Raw genomic sequence first — 15,690 nt, forward strand, 5'->3', positions numbered from 1 at the left:
TGGAACTGCGGAACATCGGGGCGACGCTGACACAACAGATCCAGAACGCCCTCTCAACCATTGGCCATCGGACGTGTTCCCCGACTGCGACGTTCGGTGCGGTTTCGGACACGTCCCGACAGCGAAAGATCTCCAGGAAGATCGGGCAGCGCGACAGCAACGAAATCAGTGCCGATGTCCGGACATGTCAAGCGGATGGCCCACCCTGTCAAGCACACTCTGCCCGTTCGGGTAATCTCTCCGGATCGTCCTTGCCTGAAGCTGGATCGCCGTGGAAGCCACGTGTGGATGCACCGCATTCGACGGGACAGGCAAGCAGATCGCACGGATGACGTCTTGCCGACGGCAGGTTCCGTCCGCCGCCTTTGCGTTCGACTTCGGTCCCAATCAAGGAGATGAACCATGCCTGTGAAATGCCGCGCGTCCAACCTTATCCTCGTCAGCGGTCTGTTGCTCGCGCCAGGCATCGCGCTGTCCCAGGACGCGACGACCAAACCCCATGTGCCGCTCTCGAAAACCATTGGCCAGACCACACCCACGGGGCCGGTTCCGTCGCTCGCCGTGCTCAACGCGGCGGGCGCGAAGCTGGAAGGCGGCAAGCTGACCTTGACCGGCGTGGCGCCGAATTCGATCGTGTTCGCCGATCGGCCAGTGCGGGCGGCGGGTCACGTGGCCACCGAGCAGTTCATCATGCAATGGGACGAAGGCAAGGACAGCTTCGCCAAGGATCCGCCCAACGCTACCGTGTCCGTTCTGGGCGGTGACGGCTCGAAGGTCAGCGATGCCGTGGTGACCTTGAAAGCGCCGAAGCTTGAAGGCGGGAACCTGACCTTCGACGTCGTGGTGCTGGAAGGAAGCCTGGCCGGATCGAGCGGACCGGCTGCGCTGTTCATCGACCATTTTGCAGCCTTCGGCGGTGGTGGCTTCCACGCCGGTGGATTCGATGCCGCGCGCTTTGGCGGCTACCGTGGCGGAGCTTGGGATGCTGGCCGCTATTGGCATGCCCCTGTCTATCATGGCGCCTGGTATGGGGCGGGTGCCACGGCGGCTGGCATTGCCGCGGGTACCGCCATGGGAGCGGCCGAGGCGGCGAACCCTGACCTTGGATACGGCGGCGGCCTGTGCGGCTATTATCCCTATGGGCCGTGCTACTAGGCTGGCAATGGCGTGGTCGCTTTTGAGCCGCTCCATTGCCGCGACATCCCTGCCGATCAGGGATGATCCGTTCCGGAAGGCCTCATCCTCCCGCAACCCTGACCGAGGCTTTCGTAACTTGCTCCGTTGGAAAATTCCGGCGGAGCATTTTTGCAGTTCGCGCTGTCGCGCGAAGCCATTGTAGGCCCTCGGAAACCTTCCCGTGTCGACGTCCTCAATCCGGTAGAGATGCCCTTGAGCGCAGGTCACGACCTACCAGAAGGGGGGGCCACGGCCCGAAATCGAAAGCGTCCTGGTTCATCGTCGCGATCATCTGTTGCTCATTGGCCAGTTGATTGGCAAAGACGGCGGCCCGATAATTCGACCACGCCGTCTGGTTGCCGAAATAGGCGCACTGGCACCCGGCAGGATCGGCGTAGACGTAGACTACAGTCCCGCCTGAGGTCACGCGAACGAACTTGTTCTGCGGGAACTCGTTCATGGCAGCAATCCGCTTGGGCGAGTTCGCCGGCTGAAGCGTGAATCCCGCTGCCGCAAGCTGGTTCTCCTTGCTCTGGACCGCCTGTTGCGGGGTTCGGCACGCGGCCAGGACGAGGCTGATCGCGCCAAGCGCCGGTATCGATTGGGATTGCATTGCTTCTCTCCAGGTGACCGGGGATCGCGACAGGAATGGCTCCGCCGACGGCAACAGCCTCGCACGAAGGCAAGCGCTCAGCTTGAAAGAACGAGACACCGCCTTGACCCGCCGGGACAGGGAGGCCGGCAAGATCCAGGTTCCGGAGGGTTCAAGACCCCATATCCGCCTGAAGCGCGACCAGGAAGGTCGGGGGGCGCGGTGAAGATGCCCGAGCGGATATCCGGGTTCCGGTGGCCTGCATTCAGGAAAGCTGAGGCGGCAAGCCGGCCGGCATGGTACGACGGGTCGGCATCGTCAGGAGGCCCTCCCGGGTTCCCTACGCCCTGGTTCGGAACCTTGCATTCTCCCGGGCAACGCCGCGAGATGGAGCGGGAAAGGACCGGATTGGCGGCGGCCAGGACGCGATTTCTTCCGACTAGACCGCTGGCAGTCGCACGCATTGCCGATATCGGACTGTGCCTTCCGTGCACCGTCGCCACGCACCTCAAGACGAACGTACTCATGTCCATCATCTCACTTTCCGCCGTGGTTGCGGACGACGAACTCGACCTATTGACCGCTCCTCTCGAAACCATCGCAGTGTCATTTCCCACGAGGAACCGTTCGTTGCGAAGATCGGCCACAGTTCATGAACGTCCGAAACGGGTCAAACTCTGCCTTCAAGCGCGACTGAGTGAACGTCTGTTGTCGACCCTTTCGCGGACGTTTCCATCGGTGAGGTTGATAGGGTTTAAGCTGACCGATCTCAGATCATGCCCATCAGGTGTGTCATGACGCCAACAGCGAGGACAGCAAGGAGCGCTGCCGACGACCTCAACCGAATCGACGCCACTCGCGATGAGGAGGGGGATTCGATGCTGGTCCCAGGCATCCTCACATTGCCCCTAAGCGACCGTGGCCGGGCGTGACCACTTCAGCCGAAACGGACACGATCTAGCAGCCGATCGGCGACGTCATGTTTCGATGGAAGTTACGTCGCTGCCATGGCTCATTGGAGCTTATGGTATGTAAGAGGAGCAGCCGGCTTATGGCCTAGGTAATCTTAGGCTTAGCCAGGTGTCTGGATCTGGGCATTGATGTTGGGGCCATTGTTAGAGCCGGATAGATCCAGCCAACAATTCTAGCTTTGATTCCATACGCTTCGATCAAAAAATGGCGGAGAGGGGGAGATTCGAACTCCCGATACGGTTGCCCGTATGCCGCATTTCGAGTGCGGTGCATTCAACCACTCTGCCACCTCTCCGGGGTGCGAAAGACCTTGGTCACGCTGGTTGAGGCGGGGTGGATATCATGGGCTTGGCGGGTCTTCAAGCACCAAAAATCAGGTTTTTGATTGACAAAGGCGAGGGCAGTCCGTAGGTAGGCCTCCTCTATGAGCGGGTACGAGTGCCTGCCCATATCCATGCGGCAGCTCAGTCTGCCGTGAACCGAAGCCGGAAACTGCCAAAAAGCCAATCCGGTGGGGACTTTCCCCGCTGAGAATTGGGTTTGAACACGAGGATCAAGATGTTCGCAGTGATCAAGACCGGCGGCAAGCAATATCGCGTTGCCGCCAACGACGTCATCACCGTCGCCACGCTCGCAGGTGAGCCAGGCGCTGCCGTTACATTCGACCAGGTTCTCATGGTCACGAACGACGGCTCGACCCAGGTGGGCGCCCCCTCGTGGAGGGCGTGACTGTGGCAGGCGAGGTGGTGGAACATACCCGCGGCGAGAAGGTCATCTCCTTCAAGAAGCGCCGTCGCCAGAATTCGCGCCGCAAGCGCGGGCATCGCCAGGACTATACCGTGGTGCGGATCACCGAGATCCTCTCCGCGGGCGCGAAGCCCAAGAAGGCTGCGGCTAAGAAGACCACCAAGGCTGCGGCTGACGAAGCTGCGCCGGCCACCGCTGAATAAGCGTTCGGCAACTGACAGGAACACGGGAGTAACCCATGGCTCACAAAAAAGCAGGCGGTTCGTCTCGCAACGGCCGTGACTCGGCAGGCCGTCGTCTGGGCGTCAAGAGATTCGGCGATCAGCAGGTTGTCGCCGGCAACATCATTATTCGTCAGCGCGGCACGAAATGGCATGCCGGCGCCAATGTCGGCATGGGCAAAGACCACACCCTCTTTGCCACGGCCGATGGCCGAGTCCGATTCCTGACGCGTCAAGGCCGAGCTTTTGTATCGGTCGTACCGGCCCAAGAGGCCGCAGAGTAAACGGCGAGAGCGAAACGAAGGAGCTCCCGCCGGCATCACACCGACCCGGCGGATCTAAAGCTCCAATCAGGCCCAAAAGGCCAAGCTCAGATCCGAAATCGACAGGGGAGGTGGGATGTCCACCTCCCCTTCGTCATTTCTCGGGCCCAAGGGGGGCCCAATGGATCGGAGCAAGACGATGTTTCCCGACCTCACCCGTGACGATGTTTTCCGCCTCGAGACCCGCGGCCTGTGGCTGCGCTGGGCCCGTCTCGCGGATGCTCAAGCCATCGTACGCCTTGCCGGTGAGAAATCGGTCGCGGAGATGACGGCTCGAATTTCGCATCCGTATCACCCGGACGATGCCGAGCGATTTATCTTCCAGTCCCGGCGGTCCAATGCGGACGGCCATGGGCTGCAGCTCGCCATCACGCCGAAGGGGCGGCCGAACAGCCTCATCGGCATGGTGGGTATCGGCCCCGATCCGGAGATGGGCAAGCCCAGCCTCGGCTACTGGCTCGGTACTCCCTACTGGGGCAAGGGCTATGCTACCGAGGCGGCCCGAGCGCTGATCGATGCCTTCTTTGCTTATGGCGAGATGGACGAGCTCACCGCGTCGGCCCGGGTCATCAACCCGGCTTCCCGGCGGGTGCTGGAGAAGTGCGGCTTCGCCTATCAGGGCGCCGGCCTCGTCGAGCTGCCGGCCCGGGGAGGGCTCTATCCGGCCGACCATTTCCGCCTCGACCGGCGGGCATGGGAGAGCCTGAAGAGCTGGGGCCATACCGGCCTCGTGCGCGAGCCTCTCTCCGTCGAGGTCGAGGTGGACCGGGATATGTCCCTCGCGAGCTGAAAAACAGGAGGCGCTGCCGAGATTTCGGGGGCGCTTCTTCCAGCACGCGGATTCCAAAAGTGGTTCCGGTTTTCCGCACGATGCGCTCATCAAGGAATGGGCATCGGATGGATTCCAAATGTGGATTCCACTTTTGGGCCCGATGCTCTAGATCCGCGTTGCCCCCGCACGGTCATCGTGGATGGGCGCGTTTTTTCACCGCAAAACCGGATCCGGTTTTGCGAAAAATGCTCCAGTCCCGTAAAGGATGCGGGTTATGAAATTTCTCGACCAAGCCAAGATCTATATCCGCTCCGGCAACGGCGGCGGCGGTGCCATCTCGTTCCGCCGCGAAAAGTTCATCGAGTTCGGCGGGCCGGACGGCGGCGATGGCGGCCGTGGCGGCGATGTGTGGGCGGAATGCGTCGAGGGGCTGAACACCCTCATCGATTATCGTTACCAGCAGCATTTCAAGGCCAAGACCGGCGGCCACGGCATGGGCAAGAACCGGCATGGCGCCAAAGGGGCCGACGCGGTTCTCAAAGTGCCGGCCGGCACCGAGATCCTCGAGGAGGATGGCGAGACCGTCATCGCCGATATGACTCATGTGGGCCAGAAGGTGCTGCTGGCAAAGGGCGGCAACGGCGGCTTCGGCAACGCCTACTTCACCACTTCCACCAACCGTGCTCCGCGCCGGGCCAATCCTGGCCAGGAAGGGCAGGAGCGCACGCTGATCCTGCGTCTCAAGCTCATTGCGGACGCCGGCCTCGTCGGGCTTCCCAATGCGGGCAAGTCCACGTTTCTCGCCACCGTCACGGCAGCGAAGCCGAAGATTGCCGATTATCCCTTCACCACGCTGCATCCCGGTCTTGGCGTCGTGCGGGCCTATTCCCGGGAATTCGTGCTGGCCGACATCCCGGGCCTGATCGAGGGCGCCTCGGAGGGCGTGGGCCTCGGCGATCGGTTCTTGAGCCATGTGGAACGCTGCCGGGTGCTGCTGCACTTGGTCGAGGGCACGAGCGAGGATGCAGGCGAGGCCTACAAGACCGTTCGTCACGAGATCGAGACCTATGGCCATGGGCTCGCCGACAAGCCTGAGATCGTCGCACTGTCAAAGGCAGATGCCTTGGATGAGGATACGCTCAAGGATCAGCTGAAAAAGCTCAAGAAAGCCTCCAAGCGGACGCCTTATGTGATCTCCTCCGCCTCCGGTCAGGGCGTGCAGGAGGTGCTGCAGGCGCTCCTCACGGTGATCGATCAGGAGAAGGCCGAGGAAGTGCCTGCCCAGTCCCAGGAAGAGTGGCGTCCGTGAGCCATGAACTGAGTCAATTCCGCCGTGTGGTTCTGAAAGTCGGCTCCGCGCTGCTGGTCGATCGGGTCCGCGGCCGGCTGAATCATGCCTGGCTCGCGGCGCTCGCCGAGGATATCGCGGATCTTCATGCGAAAGGCGCGGACGTTCTCGTGGTTTCCTCCGGTGCCATTGCCATGGGGCGAACGGTTCTGGGGCTCCCCTCTGGTCCCTTGCGGCTCGAGGAAAGCCAGGCGGCTGCAGCCGTGGGCCAGATCGCACTGGCCCGCACTTGGTCGGAGGTGCTGGCCCATCATGGCATCACGGCGGGGCAGATCCTGGTGACGCTCTCCGACACGGAGCAGCGGCGGCGTTATCTCAATGCCAGGGCGACGACCCTGAAGCTCCTCGAGATGCGGGCCGTGCCAGTGATCAACGAGAACGACACGGTCGCGACCTCGGAGATCCGCTACGGCGACAACGACCGCTTGGCCGCCCGCGTGGCCACCATGATCGGAGCCGATCTTCTGGTTCTTTTCTCCGATATCGACGGTCTGTATACGGCGCCACCCGCGTCCGATCCGAATGCTGAGCACATCCCGATGGTCGAACGCATCACGCCTGCCATCGAGGCCATGGCCGGCGGGGCCGCCTCCGAGCTGTCGCGGGGCGGCATGCGCACCAAGGTCGAGGCGGGCAAGATCGCCACCTCCGGCGGTACGCATATGATCATCGCCGATGGCCGCACGAAGAATCCCCTGAAACGCATTGCCGAAGGTGGGCGCTGCACCTGGTTCATCACGCCCTCCAACCCGGCCACCGCGCGCAAGACCTGGATCGCAGGTGCGCTCGAGCCTCGCGGCACGCTTTATGTGGACGAGGGCGCCGCGCGCGCGCTCCAGGGCGGCGCGAGCCTGCTGCCGGTGGGCGTGCGCCGGATCGAGGGAGCCTTCCATCGCGGCGATGCGGTGACGATCCGAAGCGAGAGCCGTGTGCTCGGTCGGGGCCTCGTGGCCTATGACGCGGAGGATGCCGCGCGCATCATCGGTCGGCCGAGCCGCGAGATCGAAGGGATCCTCGGCTATCCTGGCAGGACCGAGATGGTTCACCGGGACGACATGGCTTTGAGCGACTGATCGTCCTTCATGAGTTGCAGCAGCGCTCGGGCGTCGCCGGGGGCCGCGCTTTTGATGTCATTGTCGAAATAGACGTAAACGCTGCGCCCGCTCTTCCGCCAATCGGCGATGCGGCGCTCCCAATTCTGCAGCGTCTCGGCAGAGTAGCTGCCCGCATAGCGCCCATTGGTGCCATGGGCACGCACATAGACGAAATCCGCCGTGGCCTGCCAGGGCGCAGGTGCGTCCGCGTGATCGGAAATGCAGAGCGCCGCATTGTGGTCCCGCAGAATGCGGAAGGTCGATTCCTCATACCAGCTCGTGTGACGGAACTCGAAGGCACAGCGCCGGCCCTCGGGGATCAGCGACAAGCAGTGCGCCACCCGCTCCCGCGTCTCGTCATCGGCCTTGAAGGTGGGCGGCAGCTGGAACAAGACCGGGCCGAATTTCTCGCCGAGGGCGTTCATCCGGCCGAAGACGAGGTCGATGCTCTCCTCGATCCCTTTCAGCCGCTTCATGTGGGTGATGAAGCGCGAAGCCTTCCAGGCGAACAGAAAGCCTTTCGGCGTGGAATCGTGCCAAGCCCTCACGGCCTGCTCGGTCGGGAGCCTGTAGAAGGAATTGTTGATCTCCGCCGTGTCGAAGCGCTGGATGTAATAGGACAGGAAGTCCTTGATCTTTAAGCGCGGCGGGTAGAAAGGTCCGTGCCAGGACCTGTAGTGCCATCCCGAGGTTCCGATCCTGATCTCCGTCTTCATCATGGCAGACGGGATCGGGCGGCTTGGCTCGTGAGCCGCCGGACGTGCTATGGGTTCTGAACGATGTATTTCCCCTGAAGCAATCAGGGGCTGGGACTTGGACATGGACGATACTCGAGCCCTGGGCGCACAATCGCTCACTCAACACCTCAACGCGTCAGGTGCGGCTTCGGTTGGGAATCCAGGCGTTCCGGCTCTGATGGCCGATCTCGGTCGCCGCGCGCGGGCCGCAGCCCGGCAGGTGGCGCTGGCGAGTGCCGAGGGCAAGAATGCGGCGCTGCATGCCATGGCTGCCTGCATCCGGACCCGTGCTGATGCGATCCTTGCCGCTAATGCCGAGGATCTGGCCGATGCGAGGGCCAAAGGGCAGAGCGGTGCCTTCATCGACCGCCTCATCCTCAACCCTGAGCGCCTCGACGCTATTGCCGATGCGGTCGAGAGCATTGCAGCGCTGCCTGATCCGGTCGGACGTGTGCTCGCCCGGTTCGAGCGTCCCAATGGCCTGCAGATCGAGCGTGTGGCAACGCCGCTCGGCGTGATCGGCGTCATCTTCGAGAGTCGTCCCAACGTGACGGCCGATGCGGGGGCGCTCTGCCTCAAGGCAGGCAATGCCGCGATCCTGCGGGCCGGTTCGGAGAGCTTCCGCTCCTCGCTTGCCATTGCGGAGGCGATGGGGGAGGGGCTGGAGCGGGCCGGCCTGCCTGCCGATGCGATCCGCCTCGTGCCGACTCGTGACCGCGCGGCGGTGGGGGCCATGCTCTCAGGCCTCGACGGCAATCTCGACGTGATCGTGCCGCGTGGCGGCAAGAGCCTTGTCGCACGGGTCCAGGAGGAGGCGAGGGTGCCGGTCTTCGCGCATCTGGAGGGGCTCAACCATGTCTACGTGCATGGCGGGGCTGACCTGGCGATGGCAAAGGAAATCGTGCTGAACGCCAAAATGCGCCGCACCGGCGTCTGCGGTTCGGCCGAGACGTTGCTGGTGGACTGGGCTTGCGCCGAGACGCATCTCAAGCCCCTGATCTCCATGCTGCTCGACGCGGGCTGCGCCGTGCGCGGCGACGAGGCCGTGCAGACGGCCGATTCCCGCGTTGCGCCGGCTACGGAAGAGGATTGGCGCACCGAATATCTCGACGCCATCATCTCGGCCCGGGTCGTCGACGGCCTTGATGCTGCCCTGGCGCATATCGAGACCTACGGCTCGCATCACACCGATTCCATCGTCACGAATGATGCCGCGGCCGCCGAGCGCTTCCTGGCCGAGGTCGACTCCGCCATCGTCCTCCACAACGCCTCGACCCAGTTTGCCGATGGTGGCGAGTTCGGGTTCGGCGCCGAGATCGGCATCGCCACGGGACGCATGCATGCCCGCGGACCGGTTGGGGTGGAGCAGCTGACGTCGTTCAAATACCGCATCCGCGGCTCGGGCCAGACGCGCCCGTGAAGTCATCGTCTTCCCGCTTCCGCATCAGGCCCTCGGGCCTGACCCGTCTGCCGCGGGCGGCTGCCGGTATGCGGATCGGACTTTATGGCGGGTCATTCAATCCGGCCCATGCCGGGCACCGCCATGTGAGCCTCATGGCCCTGAAGCGGCTCGGGCTCGACCGGGTCTGGTGGATCGTCACGCCAGGAAACCCCCTGAAGGACACCGGCGAACTGGCAACGACCGCGATGCGTGTGGAAGAGGCCAAGCAGGTTTCAGACGATCCACGCATCGATGTGACCGCCTTTGAGGAGGAGATCGGGGCCCGCTACACGGTGGACACCCTGGCCTACCTCAAGCGGCGCTATCCCAGGGTTCATTTCGTCTGGATCATGGGCGCGGACAATCTGGCAAGCTTCCACCGCTGGCGCGGCTGGTGGCGCATTGCCCGCATGATGCCGATGGCCGTGATCGACCGGCCCGGCTGGACCCTGAAGGCCGTCCGGTCCAAAACCGCCGCGGCTCTGTCCGCCAGCCGCATCGGCGAGAACGAGGCTCTTGCCCTGCCGGGACGTGAACCGCCGGCCTGGGTCTTCCTGCACGGGCCTCGATCCCACTTATCGTCCACCAAGCTGCGCCAAATGAGACGAACTTCTCCCTCCAGAGGACGTTGAAAAATGGGGGTCTCCTACATTATCTTAAGGATCGGCACCATCGAGTGCTGCTGAGAAAGGGTCTGAACCTGAACCGACTATCTTCCGTCGAAGCGGACAAGAATCCGCTTCCTCCTCTCCCCGGAGCGGACGCTCCGCTAGGTGAGGACATCCGGGCCGTTGCCCTGGCTTCCCTCGAGGATATGAAGGCCGAAAACACGGTCGAGATCGACTTGGCCGGAAAAACCTCGCTTGCTGATACCATGATCGTGACATCGGGCCGCTCCGACCGCCATGTCGGCGCGATCGCCGACCGTGTGATCAAGGACCTCAAGGACAAGGGGTTCGGAAACGCGCGCGTCGAAGGCCTGCCTGCCTGCGATTGGGTGCTGATCGATGCCGGCGACGTCCTGATCCACGTTTTCCGTCCCGAGGTCCGTGGCTTTTACAACCTTGAGAAGATGTGGGGCGCCGACCGCCCGCAGGACCGCGTCAGCTGACGCATGATTCGGGCAAGTGGAAACTGGTTGCCCGAACAAGATCATGCGGCACTGAAATGATAAGGCGAGATACGTGCGACTGAGCTTGCTGGCTGTGGGCCGTCTCAAGAACGGCCCCGAGCGGGAGCTTGTCGAGCGCTATAAGCAGCGGGTCGAAGGCATGGGCCGTGCCTTGGGCTTGGCGGGGTTCGACATCGTCGAATTGCCCGAGAGCCGGGCACGCCGAGACGACGACCGGCGCACGGAAGAAGCTGCGGCCCTTCTCGAAAAGGCCGGCTCGTCCGTGCTGATCGTCTTCGACGAGCGTGGCAAGAGCCCGTCCAGCGAGGCTTTCGCCGAGCGAATCAGGCAGTGGCGAGATGAAGGCCGCTCCGGCGTGGCCTGTGTGATCGGCGGTCCCGACGGTCTCGAACCCAAGCTGAGAGGGCGCGCCGACCTCGTCGTCTCCTTCGGATCGCTCACTATGCCGCACCAGATCGTACGGGCGCTCGTGGCCGAGCAGCTCTATAGAGCCCTGACAATCATAGCCGGACACCCTTATCATCGCGCCGGCCACCATGATTCCTGACGGATGATCCGCTTCAAGTTCTATTTCCTTCGCAAGGCTACCGAGCACCGGACCCAAAAGTGGCTTCCACTCTTGGGATCGATCCGATGCACTCTTTCGTCACAAGCGCCTCGTTCGGAACAAACCGAAGGTCCGCGTCGGCGGAAAACCGGGTTCACTTTTCCGCACGATGCGCTCGGCCTTGCCATCTGGATGATTCTTACCGGCTTGGGCCCCGTCGGGGCCCAGCAGCGACCTGCTGCGCCCGCAGCGCAACCAGTGCCAGACCAAACGGCCGAGGAAAAGGCGAGACGGCAGCAGAACCTGAAGGTTTTGGAAGAGGCCATCGCGGCCAATGCCGATGCACGCAAGCGCCTTGAGGCCGAAATCGAGGACGTCAAGGCCGACCGGGCCAAGCTCAATACCGCCCTGATCGACACCGCCGGCCGGATGCGCGGCACCGAAGACCGGATCCGGGGGCTGGAACAGAGGCTGCAGACCCTCAGCTCCAGCGAAGCGGCCATTCGCCGCTCCCTGCAGAGCCGCCGCGGCGTCATCATCGAGGTGTTCGCTGCCCTGCAGCGCATGGGCCGCCGTCCGCCCCCAGCCGTTCTGGTGAGGCCTGAGGATATGCTTGAGGCGGTCCGCGCTTCGATCATGCTGGGTGCCGTTCTGCCAGAACTGCGGGGCGAGGCCGAGGTTTTGGCAACAGACCTTGCCGAGCTCGTGCGCCTCAAGGAGGCCATCACCACCGACCGCACGACCCTGAATGGGGAGCTGACGGCCCTCAACCGGGAGCAGGAGCGCCTGGCGGCCCTCATGGAGGCTCGGCAGAGCCGCATCGCCGAGGTTGAGCGCAATGCCGGCGCCGAGCGGCAGAAGGCCGAGGAACTCTCTCGTCAGGCCGGCACGCTGAAAGAGCTGGTCGATCGCATGGAAGCGGAAGTCGCCGGGGCCCAGCGTGCTGCCGAGGACGCCCGTAAGGCTGCCGAGGCGCAGGAGCGCGAAACCCGGGAGAAATTTGCCCAGCTCGCCTTCCGGGATCCGGCTCGATTGGCCCCGAAGATCCCGTTTTCCGAGGCCCGGGGCCTCTTGCCGCGGCCGGTCAGCGGTGACACGACCTTGGACTTCGGGGCTCCGGACGGCTATGGCGGAACGACGCGTGGCATTTCGATCACGACACGGCCCAAGGCGAGTGTGGTATCACCCACCGACGGATGGGTGTCCTTTGCCGGACCCTTCCGATCTTACGGTCGACTCTTGATCATCAATGCCGGTGGGGGATACTATATTCTTCTGGCCGGTATGGACCACATCAACGTCGATGTCGGGCAGTTCGTGCTCGCAGGCGAACCCGTTGCGACCATGGGAGAAGCTCCTCTCATGAGTTTGATCGGCGCCGCCATAGAAAAGAACAATCCCGTCCTCTATGTTGAGTTCAGGAAAGACGGCGGTTCAATTGACCCAGGTCCCTGGTGGGCAAAATCGCTAAGCGAAAAGGTTCGCGGATAATGCGCAAACTATCCCTTTTGATTCTCGGTGCGGCCATTGGCGCGGGCACCGCGACCATGGTGTCTCAGACCAGCCTTCTGTCGGGCATGAGCGCGGTCGCCGCCTCGGCTGACACGTACCGCCAGCTGAGCCTTTTCGGAGACGTCTTCGAGAAGGTCCGGACGGATTACGTTGAGAAGCCCGAAGAGTCGAAGCTCGTCGAATCGGCTATCAACGGCATGCTGACCTCGCTCGATCCCCATTCGAGCTACATGGACGCCAAGAGCTTCCGCGACATGCAGGTGCAGACCCGCGGCGAGTTCGGTGGCCTCGGCATCGAGGTCACCATGGAGGACGGTCTCGTCAAGGTCGTGACGCCGATCGACGAGACGCCTGCCTCCAGAGCCGGCGTCCTGGCCAACGACGTCATCACCCACATCAACGACGAACCCGTTCAGGGCCTCAACCTGAACCAGGCCGTCGACAAGATGCGCGGTCCGGTCAATTCCTCGGTCACCCTCAAGATCCAGCGCAAGGAAGCCAAGGATCCGGTGGTGGTGAAGCTGACCCGTGAGACCATCAAGGTCCGTCCGGTGCGCGCCCGCATGGAAGGTGACATCGGCGTTCTGCGCGTGACCCAGTTCAACGAGCAGACTTTCGAGGGCCTGCGTGCAGGCATCGAGAAGCTCACGACCGATATCGGCGCCGACAAGGTGGCGGGCTTCGTCATCGACCTGCGCAACAACCCGGGTGGTCTGCTCGACCAGGCGATCATGGTCTCCGATGCCTTCCTCGACCGGGGCGAGATCGTCTCGACCCGCAGCCGGAATGCCGAGGATACGCAGCGCTTCAGCGCCAAGGTCGGCGATCTGGCCAAGGGCAAGCCACTGGTGGTGCTCGTCAACGGCGGCTCGGCCTCGGCTTCCGAGATCGTGGCCGGCGCTCTGCAGGACCACAAACGTGCGACGGTTCTCGGAACCCGCTCTTTTGGCAAGGGCTCCGTGCAGACCATCATCCCGCTCGGCGGCAATGGCGCCGTGCGCCTGACGACGGCGCGCTACTACACCCCGGCCGGCCGGTCGATCCAGGCCAAGGGCATCGATCCCGACATCGAGGTGCTGCAGGAAGTGCCTGACGAGCTGAAGGGCAAGGATGAGACCAAGGGCGAGGCCGGTCTGCGTGGCCACCTGCAGAATGGCGGCGAGAAGGAAGAGCGCGGCGGTTCCTCCGCTTACGTTCCGCCGGATCCGGCCAAGGACAAGCAGCTTCTTGCCGCTTACGACCTGCTGCATGGCGTTCGCAAGGGTGCTGCCAACACGACCACAACGCCCAACTGATCGTGGTTCGCCCTTTCGGTTGAGAAACAATGCTGCAAATGGGCCTGACGGGATACACCGTCAGGCCCATTTTTCATTCGGCTTCTCACAACCACGCGGAAAGGCTTGTGCAAGGAGCGGTGAACCGGCACTCTCTTTTCCTGCTTTGGAACCATGCGTCAGCGTCGGCAATCATCAAGAACCGGTTGCACCATGGGGCCGCATCGAGGGAGTGAAAGTCGAATGAGGAGCGCAAGAGGATCACAGGCCAGAAAAGATCTGCCCTATCGCTCCTGTGTCGGTGTCATGCTGATCAACAAAGACGGTTTGGTCTTCATCGGCCGGCGTCGTTCCGAGGCCGATACCGCCACCGACGGATATTCCTGGCAGATGCCGCAGGGCGGTATCGATCCCGGCGAAGAGCCTTACCAGGCTGCCCTGCGCGAACTCCATGAAGAGACGAGCGTCCGTTCGGTGAGCCTCCTGGCCGAAGCTCCGGAATGGTATGCCTATGACCTCCCGTCCATGGTTGCAGGGCGTGCTTGGCGTGGGCGCTATCGCGGCCAGAACCAGAAATGGTTTGCCTTTCGCTTCGAAGGGAACGAGAGCGAGATCAACATTCAGCAACCCGGCGGTGGCGGCCATAGGCCTGAATTTGACGAATGGCGCTGGGAGGAGATGCATAAGCTTCCCGAACTGATCATCCCATTCAAGCGACCGGTTTACGAGAAGGTCGTTGCGGCTTTCGCACCGCTCTCGTTGCAGCACCTACAGGCCTCAGATCGCCCCTGATCAAGCAGAGGTTATTTCATCGGCATCGTAGCTTAAGCTCTGGCAGGTGATGTCTGTCCAGGTTACGAAGCAAGTCGGCATTGCGGTGCAAAACGTTCATGAAGATGAACGGGAGATGTACGCTACATAACTCCAAAGAGAGGGGCGGAACCCTGCCGAAAACATCTCGTTGATACGCATTGCAGAGAGCTCTTGCGAGCACTCTATTCATGGGAGATCTTTCGATGCGCACAACTTTGATGGCAACCGTTGCGGCAGCGGCTCTTTCCTTGAGCGTCGCGGCCATGGCCCAGACGAGTGGCGGTTCAAGCGGCAGCAGCTCCGGCGGTGCTTCGGGCGGCTCGACGATCACGACTCCCGGCAGCTCCTCCGGCTCCGGTGGTGCCGCAGGTGGCGCTGCATCCGGGACGTCGAGCGGAACGACGTCGGGCTCCGCCTCCAGCGGTGGGAGCGCTCCTTCGGGCAGCGCCGGCAGCTCGACGGATAGCGCCTCATCCGGCACGTCCAGCGGGACACGCGGCAACGCATCCGGTACGGCTTCTGGCGGGACGAGCGGTACGACGGGCAACACGGCCAGCCAGTCAGGCGGAGCCGCCAACACGACCGGCAGCACCACCTCGTCCAACTCTACGAGCGTCAATGTGACGTCGGAGCAGCGGACCCAGATCACCGAGTCGTTCCGCAGCGTGAATGTTCAGCCGATCTCGAATGTGACCTTCAGCGTCAGCGTCGGCTCGACCATTCCGACATCCGTGACGACCTTGTACGACTGCCCGGACAACGTGGAGCGCATCCTGTCCGGCCTGCCGGAATGTAAATACGTGGTCGTCCGCGATCAGATCGTGATCGTTGAGCCGAGCTCCCGCCGGATCGTCACGGTGATCGAGCGTCGAGGCTGATCGAGTTCATTCTTCGCGTTGAAGAAACGAGGCCCGCGGCCGATCGGCCGCGGGCCTTCGCCTTTCAATAGTTGTCGAATAACGTCCTGACTGTGCTGCACAGAGGGTTCA

The 15,690-nt window shown here is 63.0% G+C and carries 15 protein-coding genes, 1 tRNA gene and 1 pseudogene; 14 read left to right on the forward strand and 3 right to left on the reverse strand.

Going from position 1 to position 15,690, the window contains the following annotated elements; genetic code table 11:
• The first annotated feature begins 402 nt into the window (after positions 1–402).
• The gene (locus tag ACD578_RS24380; RefSeq protein ID WP_404289269.1) at positions 403–1,155 is read left to right on the forward strand and encodes a hypothetical protein; all 753 of its coding nucleotides are present in this window, start codon (positions 403–405) and stop codon (positions 1,153–1,155) included.
• A 214-nt stretch (positions 1,156–1,369) separates the two neighbouring features.
• Here the strand turns inward: ACD578_RS24380 and ACD578_RS24385 are convergent, their stop codons facing one another.
• Positions 1,370–1,789 carry a hypothetical protein gene (locus ACD578_RS24385; RefSeq protein WP_404289271.1) on the reverse strand — a complete coding sequence of 140 codons (420 nt, stop codon included), beginning with the start codon at positions 1,787–1,789 and terminating at the stop codon, positions 1,370–1,372.
• A 1,156-nt stretch (positions 1,790–2,945) separates the two neighbouring features.
• Positions 2,946–3,035 (reverse strand) — tRNA-Ser (locus ACD578_RS24390).
• Between the two features lie 263 nt (positions 3,036–3,298).
• Here ACD578_RS24390 and rplU point away from each other — a divergent pair.
• The 5 genes and pseudogenes from rplU to proB all read left to right on the forward strand — a co-directional run.
• Positions 3,299–3,600: pseudogene (gene rplU / locus ACD578_RS24395) on the forward strand (50S ribosomal protein L21); the annotation flags it as partial.
• Between the two features lie 125 nt (positions 3,601–3,725).
• Entirely contained in the window at positions 3,726–3,992 is a 267-nt protein-coding gene (gene rpmA, locus ACD578_RS24400) for a 50S ribosomal protein L27 (RefSeq protein ID WP_152710638.1), read from the forward strand.
• A gap of 178 nt (positions 3,993–4,170) precedes the next feature.
• Positions 4,171–4,821: a GNAT family N-acetyltransferase gene (locus tag ACD578_RS24405; RefSeq protein WP_404289273.1), complete on the forward strand. Its 651-nt coding sequence runs from the start codon at positions 4,171–4,173 to the stop codon at positions 4,819–4,821.
• A 256-nt stretch (positions 4,822–5,077) separates the two neighbouring features.
• Positions 5,078–6,112, forward strand: coding sequence for a GTPase ObgE (gene obgE, locus ACD578_RS24410; protein ID WP_152710641.1), 1,035 nt, complete (start codon positions 5,078–5,080; stop codon positions 6,110–6,112).
• Positions 6,109–7,224 carry a glutamate 5-kinase gene (gene proB / locus ACD578_RS24415; RefSeq protein WP_404289275.1) on the forward strand — a complete coding sequence of 372 codons (1,116 nt, stop codon included), beginning with the start codon at positions 6,109–6,111 and terminating at the stop codon, positions 7,222–7,224. Before obgE ends, proB begins: the two co-directional genes overlap by 4 nt.
• On the opposite strand, the gene ACD578_RS24420 is transcribed toward proB, so the two are convergent.
• A complete protein-coding gene (locus tag ACD578_RS24420) occupies positions 7,194–7,964 on the reverse strand; it encodes a DUF72 domain-containing protein (RefSeq protein WP_404289277.1) in 771 nt (256 codons plus the stop codon). The two genes, proB and ACD578_RS24420, sit on opposite strands and share 31 nt — an antisense overlap.
• A 196-nt stretch (positions 7,965–8,160) precedes the next feature.
• Here ACD578_RS24420 and ACD578_RS24425 point away from each other — a divergent pair, with 196 nt between their 5' ends.
• The 8 genes from ACD578_RS24425 to ACD578_RS24460 all read left to right on the forward strand — a co-directional run bounded on the left by ACD578_RS24425 (position 8,161) and on the right by ACD578_RS24460 (position 15,579).
• Positions 8,161–9,402: a glutamate-5-semialdehyde dehydrogenase gene (locus ACD578_RS24425; protein WP_404294029.1), complete on the forward strand. Its 1,242-nt coding sequence runs from the start codon at positions 8,161–8,163 to the stop codon at positions 9,400–9,402.
• Positions 9,399–10,055 carry a nicotinate-nucleotide adenylyltransferase gene (locus tag ACD578_RS24430; protein ID WP_404289279.1) on the forward strand — a complete coding sequence of 219 codons (657 nt, stop codon included), beginning with the start codon at positions 9,399–9,401 and terminating at the stop codon, positions 10,053–10,055. The genes ACD578_RS24425 and ACD578_RS24430 overlap by 4 nt, the downstream gene beginning before the upstream one ends.
• A gap of 149 nt (positions 10,056–10,204) precedes the next feature.
• A complete protein-coding gene (gene rsfS, locus ACD578_RS24435) occupies positions 10,205–10,534 on the forward strand; it encodes a ribosome silencing factor (protein WP_262271441.1) in 330 nt (109 codons plus the stop codon).
• A gap of 73 nt (positions 10,535–10,607) precedes the next feature.
• Positions 10,608–11,102, forward strand: a complete 495-nt coding sequence (rlmH, locus tag ACD578_RS24440) for a 23S rRNA (pseudouridine(1915)-N(3))-methyltransferase RlmH (RefSeq protein WP_404289281.1) — start codon at positions 10,608–10,610, stop codon at positions 11,100–11,102.
• A 192-nt stretch (positions 11,103–11,294) separates the two neighbouring features.
• The gene (locus tag ACD578_RS24445; RefSeq protein WP_404289283.1) at positions 11,295–12,593 is read left to right on the forward strand and encodes a murein hydrolase activator EnvC family protein; all 1,299 of its coding nucleotides are present in this window, start codon (positions 11,295–11,297) and stop codon (positions 12,591–12,593) included.
• Positions 12,593–13,909, forward strand: coding sequence for a S41 family peptidase (locus ACD578_RS24450; RefSeq protein WP_152710645.1), 1,317 nt, complete (start codon positions 12,593–12,595; stop codon positions 13,907–13,909). Before ACD578_RS24445 ends, ACD578_RS24450 begins: the two co-directional genes overlap by 1 nt.
• Positions 13,910–14,131: 222 nt before the next feature.
• The gene (locus tag ACD578_RS24455) at positions 14,132–14,680 is read left to right on the forward strand and encodes an RNA pyrophosphohydrolase (protein WP_404289286.1); all 549 of its coding nucleotides are present in this window, start codon (positions 14,132–14,134) and stop codon (positions 14,678–14,680) included.
• Positions 14,681–14,904: 224 nt separating this feature from the next.
• Positions 14,905–15,579: a DUF1236 domain-containing protein gene (locus ACD578_RS24460; protein ID WP_404289287.1), complete on the forward strand. Its 675-nt coding sequence runs from the start codon at positions 14,905–14,907 to the stop codon at positions 15,577–15,579.
• Positions 15,580–15,690 lie beyond the last annotated feature (111 nt).

It is taken from the genome of Microvirga sp. RSM25 (genome assembly GCF_044784385.1).
Taxonomy (GTDB): Bacteria; Pseudomonadota; Alphaproteobacteria; order Rhizobiales; family Beijerinckiaceae; genus Microvirga; species Microvirga tunisiensis.